General features: G+C 70.2%; 2 protein-coding genes. Both read left to right on the forward strand.

The annotated features are described in order from the left end of the window. Window positions 1–1100: AMP-binding protein (locus CSQ93_RS28295; protein WP_158301408.1), on the forward strand; the 1100-nt coding region annotated here is incomplete at its 5' end. A gap of 2 nt (window positions 1101–1102) precedes the next feature. After that, on the forward strand, window positions 1103–11792 hold a 10690-nt coding region (locus tag CSQ93_RS28300; protein ID WP_099380895.1), incomplete at its 3' end, for a non-ribosomal peptide synthetase.

Consider the following 11792-nt stretch of genomic DNA (forward strand, 5'->3'; position numbering starts at 1 on the left):
TGACGACGGCCTACTGGTCGCTGCTGGCGCAGGATTTTGCCCAGCAAGGCCCGCGCGACTACGGCGCGCTGCGCCAGGTGCATGCGGGCGGCGAGGCGATGCCGCCGGAAGCGCTGCAGGCCTGGCGCCAGGCTGGCATGCGGCATATCCGCCTGCTCAATACCTATGGCCCGACGGAAGCGGCGGTGACGGCGGCCACGCTTGACTGCGCGCCCTACCTCGATGGCGCGGCGCCGGCCCAGATGCCGATCGGCCTGCCGCTGGCGGGACGCGCGCTGCAGGTGCTGGATGCGGACCTGGCATTGACGCCGCCCGGCGCGGCCGGTGAACTGTGCATTGGCGGCGCCTTGCTGGCGCGTGGCTATCTTGGCCGTCCTGCGCTGACGGCCGAACGTTTCGTGCCGGACCCGCATGGGTCGCCCGGTGCGCGCCTGTACCGCACGGGAGACCTGGTGCGCTGGCGCGCGGGACAGCTCGATTACCTGGGACGCATCGACCAGCAGATCAAGATCCGCGGCTTCCGCGTGGAACTGGGCGAGATCGAGGCGCAGCTGCTGGCGCAGCCTGGCGTGCGCGAAGCGGTGGCGGTGGCGCAGGACAGCGCCGCCGGCGCGCGCCTGGTGGCGTATGTCAGCCCGGCGCAACTGGATGTGGACGCCTTGCGCGCGGCGCTGGCGGCGGCGCTGCCCGACTACATGCTGCCGGCGGCCATCGTGGCCCTGGCGCGATTGCCACTCAGCCCGGCGGGCAAGGTGGAGCGCAGCGCGCTGCCGGTGCCGGTGCTGGAAAGCGCGGCGTACTCGGCGCCGCAGGGCGAGCTGGAACAGGCGCTGGCGGCCATCTGGAGCAGCTTGCTGGGTGTGCAGCGCGTGGGGCGCGAGGATAACTTCTTTGCGCTGGGCGGACATTCGCTGTTGGCCGTGCAGCTGGTGTCGCGCCTGAACCTGGCGCTGGCCGTGTCGCTGCCGCTGCACGCCGTATTTGAAACCAAATCCTTGTCCCTGTTGGCCGCCGAAGTCGCCACCTTGCAGCAACAAGCTTCACAACAATCGAGGATGGATGATCTCGCATCATTCCTGGATATCTTGGAGTCGACCTGATCATGCAAACCGATATCGCACTGCAGTTGGCCGAACGTTTCAGCGCCCTGACGCCGGAACAGCGGCGCGCCTTTCACAAAAAGATGACCGAGCAGGGCATCACGCAGGCGCAGCTGCCCATTCCGCCGCGCCGCCAGGCGCTGACGCGCGCCCCCCTGTCTTTTGCCCAGCAGCGCCAGTGGTTCCTGTGGCAGCTCGATCCCGCCAGCAGCGCCTACCATATCGCGGGCGGCCTGCGCCTGCGCGGACGCCTGCGGGCCGATGCCGTGCAGGACGCCTTCGACGCGCTGATCGCTCGCCATGAATCGCTGCGCACGTATTTCGAGGCCGACGCGGATGGCCTGGCCGAACAGTGCATCGCGCCGCCGATGGCGCTGCGGCTTGCGCATGCGGACTTGCGCGGCATCGACGATGGCGAGACGCGGCTGGCGCGCATCGCCGACGATTTCAACCAGGCCCCGTTCGACCTGGCAAGCGCGCCCCTGCTGCGCGCGATGCTGGTGCGGCTGGCCGACGAAGAGCACGTGCTGCTGGTGGTCATGCACCACATCGTTTCGGACGGCTGGTCTATCCAGCTGCTGATCGAGGAATTCGGTGCGCTGTACCAGGCGGCGCAGGATGGCGGTGCTGCGGTGCTGGCGCCGTTGCCGATCCAGTATGCCGACCATGCCGCCTGGCAGCGCCACTGGCTCGATGCGGGCGAGCGCGATGTGCAGCTGGCCTACTGGACGGCGCGCCTGGGCGATGAACACCCGGTGCTGCAGCCGCCGGCCGACCATGCCCGCCAGGCGCAGCCTGACTACCATGCCGCGCGCTTCGATTTCGCGCTGCCGCCAGAACTGGGCGCGCAGCTGCACCGCAGCGCGCAGCGCCACGGCGCCACCGTGTTCATGCTGCTGCTGGCCGCCTTCAAGGCGCTGCTGTACCGCCACACGGGCCAGCAGGCGTTGCGCATCGGCGTGCCGATGGCCAACCGCAACCGTGTCGAGACGGAAGGCGTGATCGGCTTTTTCGTCAATACCCTGATCATCGATACGCGCCTCGATGGCCGCACGACCCTGGAGCAGTTGCTGCTGCAGGTACGCGACGCGGCGCTGGGCGCGCAGGCGCACCAGGACTTGCCGTTTGACGTATTGGTCGACGCCTTGCAGCCGGAACGCAGCCTGAGCCACCCGCCATTGTTCCAGGTACTGTTCAATCACCAGCATTTGCAGCCGCGCGGCGAGGTCCGGCTGGCGGGGCTGTCGGCGACGCCGTACGAACTGGGACGCCAGGCGGCCAAATTCGAACTCACGCTCGACACGCAGGAGCGGGCCGATGGCAACCTGTCGGCCAGTTTTGCCTATGCCGTGGAGCTGTTCGAACCGGCCAGCATCGCGCGCCTGTCGCGCCACTATCTGGCGCTGCTGCGGGCGCTGGCCGACACGCCGCAGTGCGCGCTTGGCGATGTGCCGCTGCAGGAAGACACGGAACGGGCGGCGCTGCTGGCCTGGAGCCGCTGCGACCAGTCGTACGCATCGCCCGAAGCGGTGCACCTGCTGATCGAGCGCCAGGCGGCGGCCACGCCGCAGGCCGATGCGTTGCTGTTTGGCGAAGAAGTGCTCAGTTATGCCGCCTTGAACGGGCGCGCCAATGCGCTGGCGCACCGGCTGATCGCCCTCGGCGTGGGACCGGAAGTGCGCGTCGGCCTGGCGCTGCTACGCTCTGTCGAGATGGTGGTGGGCTTGCTGGCCGTGATGAAGGCGGGCGGCGCCTATGTGCCGATCGACCCGGAATACCCGGCCGAACGCATCGCTTACATGCTGGACGATAGCGCGGTCAGCCTGCTGCTGACGCATGCACCCGTGCTCGGCACTTTGCCCGAGCACTTGCCGCCCTTGCTGATGCTGGACGAGGAAGCGGCGTATGCGGATGGCGTGCATGGCGACCCGCGCGTGGCGCTGCACGGGGAAAACCTTGCCTATGTGATCTACACCTCGGGTTCCACGGGACGCCCGAAGGGTGCCGCCAACCGTCATTGCGCGCTGTATAACCGCCTGGTGTGGATGCAGCAGGCGTATGCGCTTGGCGCGGGCGACACGGTGCTGCAGAAAACGCCGTTCAGCTTTGACGTCTCGGTATGGGAATTTTTCTGGCCGCTGATGTACGGCGCGCGGCTGGCCGTGGCCGGGCCGGGCGACCATCGCGACCCGGCACTGCTGGCGGCGCTGATCGAGCGCCATGGGGTCACCACCGTGCACTTCGTGCCATCGATGCTGCAGGCATTTGCCGCCGACCTGGCACCGGGCGCCTGCGCCAGCCTGCGCACGGTGATCTGCAGCGGCGAGGCGCTGCCGGCCGACCTGCAGGACCGCACCCTGGCCGCCTTGCCGCAGGCGCAGCTGCATAACCTGTATGGCCCCACCGAGGCGGCCATCGATGTCACGTGGTGGCATTGCCGCGCGGGCGATGCCGTGGTGCCCATCGGGCGTCCGATCGCCAATCTGCGCAGCTATGTGCTGGACGATAGTCTGAACCTGGCGCCGGCCGGCGTGGCGGGCGAATTGTACCTGGGCGGAGTGGGCCTGGCGCGCGGCTACCTGCACCGTCCCGCCCTGAGCGCCGAGCGCTTCGTGCCCGATCCGTTCGATGGCGGCGGCGCGCGCCTGTACCGGACCGGTGACCTGGTACGCTGGCGTGCCGACGGCGCGCTCGAATACCTGGGCCGCATCGACCACCAGATCAAGATACGCGGCCTGCGTGTGGAGCTGGGCGAGATCGAGTCCCAGCTGTTGTTGCAGCCCGGCGTGACCGAGGCGGTGGTGGTGGCACAGGCATCCGGCCAGGGCTTGCGCCTGGTGGCCTATGTCACGCCCGCATCGCTGGACACGGCGGCGCTGCGCGCGGCGCTGGCCGTACGCGTGCCCGACTATATGCTGCCATCGGCGTTCGTCGCGCTGCCGCGCCTGCCCCTGAATGCCAACGGCAAGCTTGACCGCAAGGCGCTGCCGGCCGCGCAATTTGCCGCCGGCGCGGCGCATGCGCCGGCCGAGGGCGAAGTGGAAAACATGCTGGCGCGCCTGTGGTGCGAGGTGCTGGGCCTGGAGCGGGTGGGCCGCGAGGATAACTTCTTTGAACTGGGCGGCGACTCCATCCTCAGCCTGCAGATCGTCGCGCGGGTGCGCCAGGCGGGCTGGAAGCTGACGCCGAAGCAGCTGTTCGAGCGCCAGAACATCGCCGCCCTGGCGCTGGTGGCGCAGCCGCTGCAGGCCGCGCCAGTGGTGCCGGACGATGCGCAGGGCGAGGTGCCGCTGCTGCCGATCCAGCTCGATTTCTTTGGCACCGCCATCCCGCAGCGCCACCATTGGAACCAGTCGCTGCTGATGCGGGCGAACGGAGCGCTCGACGCGGGCGCGCTGGAACGGGCGCTGCAGGCGCTCGCCGCGCACCACCAGGCATTGAGCCTGCGCTTCCGGCAGGAGGAAGCGGGCGCCTGGCGCCAGAGCTATGGCCCCGTGCCGGAGAAACTGCTGTGGCAATGCACGGCGCAAGACGGCGCCGCCATCGAGGCGGTGTGCCGCGAAGCGCAGCGCAGCCTGGACCTGGAACAGGGCCGGCTGCTGCGCGCGCAGCTGATCGACGTGGCCGATGGCAGCACGCGGCTTTTCCTTGCCGTGCACCACCTGGCCGTCGACGGCGTTTCGTGGCGCGTGCTGCTGGAAGACCTGGCAGCAGCTTACCGGGCCGCGCTGGCGGGGACGGCCGTGACGCTGCCGCCACGCGGCAGCAGCCTGCAGGCGTGGTCGCAGCGCCTGCGCCAGCATGCGCACACGCCGGCCGTGCGCGCCGAGCTGCCGTACTGGCTGGCGGTGGCGGCCACGCCGGCCGCCTTGCCCTGCGCCCGTCCGGACGGCGCCAACACGACGCGCCACGCGCGCGACCTGGGCCTGGCGTTGGACCGCGAGACCACGCGCCGCCTGCTGAAAGAGGCGCCGGCCGCCTACCGCACCCAGGTCAACGACCTGCTGCTGACGGCGCTGGGCCGCGCCCTGTGCCGCTACACGCGCCAGGCGCAGGTGCTGATCGAGGTGGAAGGGCATGGACGCGAGGACCTGTTCGACGACCTCGACGCCAGCCGCGCGGTGGGCTGGTACACCAGTATGTATCCGGTGCGTCTGGCGCCGCTGGGCGAGGCGGGTGCCGCCATCCGGCGCGTCAAGCAGGACTTGCGCGACGTGCCGGCCAAGGGTATCGGCTATGGCCTGCTGCGCCACCTGGGCGACGATGCGGCGCGTGCCGCGCTGGCCGCCTTGCCGCGGCCGCAGCTGATTTTCAATTACCTGGGCCAGTTCGACGGCAGTTTCGCGCCGCAGGGATTGTGGGCGCCGGCCGCCGAATCGGGCGGCGAAACGCAGGACAGCGATGCCCCGCTGGGGCATGAACTGGCGCTCAACGGGCAAGTGCTGGACGGTATGCTGAAACTCACGCTCAGTTTCAGCGCGGCGCGCCATGACGAAGGCGCGCTGGCGGCGCTGATGGACGACTATCGCCAGGAACTGGTGGCGCTGGTGGCGCATTGCTGCTCCGGCGCGCAGGGCGTGACGCCATCCGATTTCCCGCTGGCCCGGCTGGACCAGGCCAGCCTCGATGCGCTCGACTTGCCCGTGGCGCGCCTGGCCGACCTGTATCCGCTGTCGCCGATGCAGGCCGGTATGCTGTTCCACAGCGTGTACGCGCCGCAGGACGGCGCCTACCTGAACCAGCTGCGCGTGGATATCGATGGCCTGGACGCCGGGCGCTTCGCGGCCGCGTGGCAGGCCGTCATCGCGCGCCACGACATCCTGCGCACGGCCTTCTTGCCGCAGGCCGTGCCGCCGCTGCAATGGGTCAGCCGCGATGCGGGGCCCGCGCTGCAGGAACTCGACTGGCGCGGCCACGACGACATCCAGGCCGACCTCGACGCGCTGGCGCGGCGCGACCTGGCGCAAGGCTTCAAGCTGGAACAGGCGCCGCTGCAGCGCCTGCACCTGGTGCGCACTTCGGCCTCGCGCCACCATTTCATCTGGACCAACCACCATCTTCTGCTCGATGGCTGGAGCAGTTCGCGCCTGATGGGCGAGCTGCTGCGCCATTACGCTGGCCAGCCGCTGGCCACGCACGGCGGACGCTATCGCGACTACATCGCCTGGTTGCAGCGGCAGGACGCGGCCGGCAGCGAAAGCTACTGGCGCGCGCTGGCGGCGCCGCTGGCGGCGCCCACGCGCCTGGCCGGGCTGTTGCCGTGCGAGGCGGTGCCGGGCGGGCATGGGGAAGTCGGCACGGCGCTGGAGCGCCAGGAAAGCGTGCAGCTGGCCGCCTTCGCGCGGCGCCACCATGTGACGGTCAACACCGTCGTGCAGGCGGCGTGGGCGATCCTGCTGCAGCGCCATACGGGTCAGCGCACGGTGGCCTTTGGCGCCACGGTGGCCGGGCGGCCCGGCGACCTGGCCGGCGCGCAGCAGTTGCTGGGACTGTTCATCAATACGCTGCCCGTGATCGCCACGCCGCGTCATGCGCAGACGGTGGCCGGCTGGCTGGCCGAGGTGCAGGCGCAAAGCCTGGCCTCGCGCGAACATGAGCACACGCCGCTGGTCGACATCCAGCGTTGGGCCGGGCAAGGTGCGGGCGGCCTGTTCGATACCCTGGTGGTGTTTGAAAATTATCCGGTCGACGAAGCCTTGACCGGCGCGGCGCCCGATGGCCTCGTGTTCAGCGCCATCGAGCGGCGCGAGCAGACCAGTTATCCGCTGACCCTGGCCGTCATGCAAAACGAGACGCTGGCCCTGCATTACGGCTACGACCGCGCGCAATTCGATGCGGCCGGCGTGGCCGCGATCGGCGCCAGCCTGCTGGCGCTGCTGCGCGCGATGATCGCCGGCGCGCAGCAAACGCTGGGCAGCCTGGCCTTGCCCGATGCGCGCGGGCAGCGGGACTTGCGCGCGCTGGCGCACAGCGGCGCGCCGGCCGTGCCGTATGTGGCGGTTCATGCGCGCATCGCCCGGCATGCGGCGCTGCGCCCCGATGCGCCGGCCGTCGTGATGGGCGGGCAGCAGATCAGCCATGCGCAGCTGGAGCGGCGCGCCCACGCGCTGGCAAGGCGTTTGCGCGCGCACGGCGTCGGCGCTGAAATGCGCGTCGGCGTGGCGCTGGAGCGTTCGATCGACATGATCGTGGCGCTGCTGGCCGTGCTTAAGGCCGGCGCTGCGTATGTGCCGCTGGACCCCGACTATCCGGCCGGGCGGCTGGCCTACATGATGGACGACAGCGGCATCTGCCTGCTGATCGCCCAGGAGCAGGTGCTGGACCGCGTGACGGCGCCCGCGGGCGTGCCGCTGCTGCTGATGCCGCCGGCCGATGCGCAGGACGCTGCTGACGTTGACGTTGACGTTGACGTTGACGTTGACGCTGGCGACGTCGCGCCATGGCCGGCGCCGCACCGCCACAACCTGGCCTACCTGATTTATACCTCCGGCTCGACCGGCCAGCCGAAAGGCGTGGCGGTGACGCATGGTCCGCTGGCCATGCATTGCGTCGTCACGGCGGATCTGTATGAAATGGGGCCGCAGTCGCGCGAACTGCATTTCCTGTCGTTTGCCTTCGATGGCGCCCACGAGCGCTGGCTGACCACCTTGTGCGCCGGCGGCGCGCTGGTGCTGCGCGACGCCAGCCTGTGGACGCCCGAGCAGACCTATGCGGCCTTGCGCGCCGAACGCATCACGAACGCGGGCTTTCCGCCGGCCTACCTGAAGCAGCTGGCCGAATGGGCTGAACACAGCGGCAACCCGCCGCCCGTGGAGCTGTATTCGTTTGGTGGCGAGGCCATGCCGCAGGCGGCCTTCGAGCAGGTCTGCCGCGCCCTGAAGCCGCGCTTCCTGATCAACGGCTATGGTCCCACCGAGGCGGTGGTCACGCCGATGGTGTGGAAGGTTGGCGTCGATGCGGGCTGCCGCAGCGCGTATGCGCCCATCGGCCGTCCCGTCGGGGCGCGCAGCGCGTGGGTGCTCGATGACGCCTTGAACCTGGCGCCGCCGGGCATGCCCGGGGAACTATACCTGGGAGGCGAAGGCCTGGCGCGCGGCTACCTGGGACGTCCGGGCATGACGGCCGACCGTTTCATTCCCGATCCCTTCGATGGCACCGGTGGACGCCTGTACCGCACGGGTGACCTCGTGCGCTGGCAGGCCGACGGCCAGCTGGAATACCTGGGACGCATCGACCACCAGGTCAAGATCCGCGGTTTCCGCATCGAGCTGGGCGAAGTCGAGGCGCAATTGCTGGCGCAGCCCGGCGTGCTGGCGGCCGTTGCCGTGGCCCAGCCGCAGCCGGGCGGCAATGGCCACCTGCGCCTGGTGGCCTATGTGGCGCCCGCCAGCCTGCAGCCTGCAGGGTTGAAACTGGCGCTGGCGCGCCAGCTGCCCGACTACATGGTGCCGTCCGTGATCGTGGCGCTCGACAGCCTGCCGCTGAATGCGAACGGCAAGGTGGACCGCAACGCGCTGCCGGCGCCGCAGGCGCTGCAGCAGGGCGGCAGCGTGGCGCCGCAGGGCGCCGCCGAGCAATTGCTGGCCCAGGTATGGTGCGGCGTGCTGGGACTGGAGCAGCTGGGACGCGACGACAATTTCTTCGAACTGGGCGGCGACTCGATCCTGAGCCTGCAGATCGTGGCGCGCCTGCGCCAGGCCGGTTGGATCGTCACGCCGAAACAGCTGTTCGAGCGCCAGAGCGTCGCTGCGCTGGCGCCGCTGATGCAGGCCGTGGCGGCCAGCGCTGGCGGCAGCGCCGAGGTGGTGGGGGACGACGTGCCGTTATTGCCGATCCAGTCCGCCTTGTTTGCCGCGCAACTGGCGCGGCCCGGTCATTTCAACCAGTCGGTGCTGCTGCAGGCGTCGGCGTCCGGCGCCGGCGACGTCATCGCGGCGGCGCTGGACGTGCTGCTGCAGACGCATGCCGCGCTGCGCCTGCGCTTCAATAATGGCCCGCAGGGCTGGTCGCAACAGTATGGCGAAGCGCCGGACGCGCCGCTGCTGTGGCGCCGCGACGCGTGCGACGCGGCCGACGTGGAGCGCCATTGCCAGCTCGCCCAGCGCAGCCTGGACCTGCGCCAGGGACAGCTGCTGCGCGCCGTGCTCATGACCATGGCGGACGGCAGCGTGCGCCTGCTGCTGGTCGTGCATCACCTGGCGGTCGATGGCGTGTCGTGGCGCATCCTGCTGCAAGACCTCGACACCTTGTGCCGCCAGGGCGCCGCCGGCCAACCCTTGCGCCTGGCGGCGCCCAGCGCGCCGCTGCAAGCCTGGGCGCGGCGTTTGCAGGAACATGCGGCCAGCGATGCCGTGCGCGCGCAACTGCCGTACTGGCAGGCGCTGGCGGCCACGCCGTCACGCCTGCCGCTGGCGGACAGCCGTGGCGCCAGCAGCGGTGACCTGGTCGCCGGCGCGGTGCTGCAACTGGACCGCGACACCACGCGGCGTCTGCTGAAGGAGGCGCCGGCCGCCTACCGCACCCAGGTCAACGACTTGCTGCTGACGGCGCTGGGACGCGCGCTGTGCCGCCATGCGGGCGAGGACAGCTTCCTCGTCGAACTGGAAGGCCATGGCCGCGAAGACTTGTTCGAGGACCTCGATATCAGCCGTACTGTCGGCTGGCTCACCAGCGCCTATCCCGTGCGCCTGGCGCCGCTGGGCACGCTCGATGCGGCCTTGAAGCGGGTCAAGCAGGACTTGCGGGCCATTCCCGACAAGGGCATCGGCTACGGGCTGCTGAAATACATGGGCTGCGATGCGGACCGGCAGGCGCTGGCCGCGATGGCGCCGGCGCAGGTGTTGTTCAATTACCTGGGCCAGTTCGATGGCAGTTTCGAGGCCGATGCGGCCTGGCGCCCGGCGGCCGAAGCGAGCGGTGACGCGCAAGACCCGGAGGCGCCGCTCGGGCATGAACTGGTGATCAATGGCCAGGTTTTCGACGGCATGCTGAAAATGACGTTCAGCTATAGCACGGCGCGCCACGACGGCGCGGCGATCCGGGCACTGGCCGATGATTTCGGGCGCGAGCTGCGGGCGCTGGTCGCGCATTGCTGTTCCGGCGCGCTGGGCGTGACGCCGTCGGACTTCCCGCTGGCGCCGCTGGACCAGGCCAGGCTCGATGCGCTGGACTTGCCCCTGAACGAGCTGGCCGACCTGTATCCGCTCTCGCCGATGCAGGCGGGCATGCTGTTCCACTGCCTGCAGGCGCCGCAAGGCAGCGCCTATGTCAACCAGCTGTGCGTGGACGTGGCAGGGCTCGACGCGCAACGCTTCGCGAGGGCCTGGCGCGCGGTGGCGGCAGGCCACGACATTCTGCGCAGCCGTTTCGTGCACGATGGCGGAGAAGCGCTGCAATGGGTGAGCCGCGCCGGCGCGGGCGAGGTGGACTTGCTCGACTGGCGCGGCCAGGACGCTGGCGCCGCCGCACTTGACGCCTATGCCCGGGCGGACCTGGCGCGCGGCTTCGACCTGGCGCGCGAACCGCTGCAGCGGCTGACCCTGATCCGCTGCAGCGATACGCAGCAGCGCCTGGTCTGGACCAGCCACCATCTGCTGCTCGACGGCTGGAGCACGTCGCAGTTGATGGGAGAAATACTGCGCCACTACCACGGCGAGCCGCATGCGCCGGCGCCGGGCCGCTACCGCGACTACATCGCCTGGCTGCAGCGGCAGGATGGCGCCGCCGGAGAAGCGTTCTGGCGCGCGCAGCTGGCGCCGCTGGCCGCGCCCACGCGCTTGTCGCTGGCGCTGCCGGCGGCGGGCGGTACGGGCCAGGACAGCGTCAGCCTGCGCCTGGAGCCGGCGGCGATGGCCGGCCTGGCCGCCTTTGCGCGGCAGGCGCGCATCACCGTCAACACGCTGGTGCAGGGCGCCTGGCTGCTGCTGTTGCAGCGCTATACGGGCCAGGCTTGCGTGGCCTTTGGCGCCACCGTGGCTGGCCGTCCGGCGGACCTGCCGGGCGCCGACCGCCTGCTCGGCATGTTCATCAATACCTTGCCCGTGATCGCCGCCCCGCATGCGGGCGCACCGGTGGGCGAGTGGCTGCGCCAGCTGCAGGCGCAAAACCTGGCCGCGCGCGAATTCGAGCATACGCCGCTGTACGAGGTGCAGCGCTGGGCGGGGCAGGGCGGCGTCGCCCTGTTCGACAGCATCATCGTATTCGAAAATTATCCCGTCGATGCCGCCTTGCGCGCCGCCGAAGAGGGAGAACTGCGCTTCAGCATGGCCAGCAAGCGCGAGGAGACGAATTATCCGTGGACCCTGGCCGTGATGCAGGACAGCGGACTGACCCTGCATGCCGATTATGCGCGCGCCAGCTTTGACGCCGCCAGCGCGCGCCTGATACTGGAGCAGTTGGGTAGCCTGATGCAGGCGATGGCGCGCGACGCCGACGCGCCGCTCGGCGCCTTGCCGCTGCTGTCGGCGCCGCAGGGCGCGGCCGTGTTGCGCCAGGGCCGCCATGAGGGCGGGCCGTGGAACGACTTGCCCGTGCACGCGCAGTTCGAGCTGCAGGCCGTGCTGCAGCCGGATGCGCTGGCGCTGCTGTACCAGGACGAGGCGCTCACTTACCGCGCGCTGAATCTGCGCGCCAACCGCCTGGCGCACGCGCTGCTGGCGCAGGGCGCGGGGCCGGAAGTGCGCGTCGGCATCG

The sequence above is a fragment of the Janthinobacterium sp. BJB426 genome (assembly GCF_002735705.1).
Classification (GTDB): Bacteria; Pseudomonadota; Gammaproteobacteria; order Burkholderiales; family Burkholderiaceae_D; genus Janthinobacterium.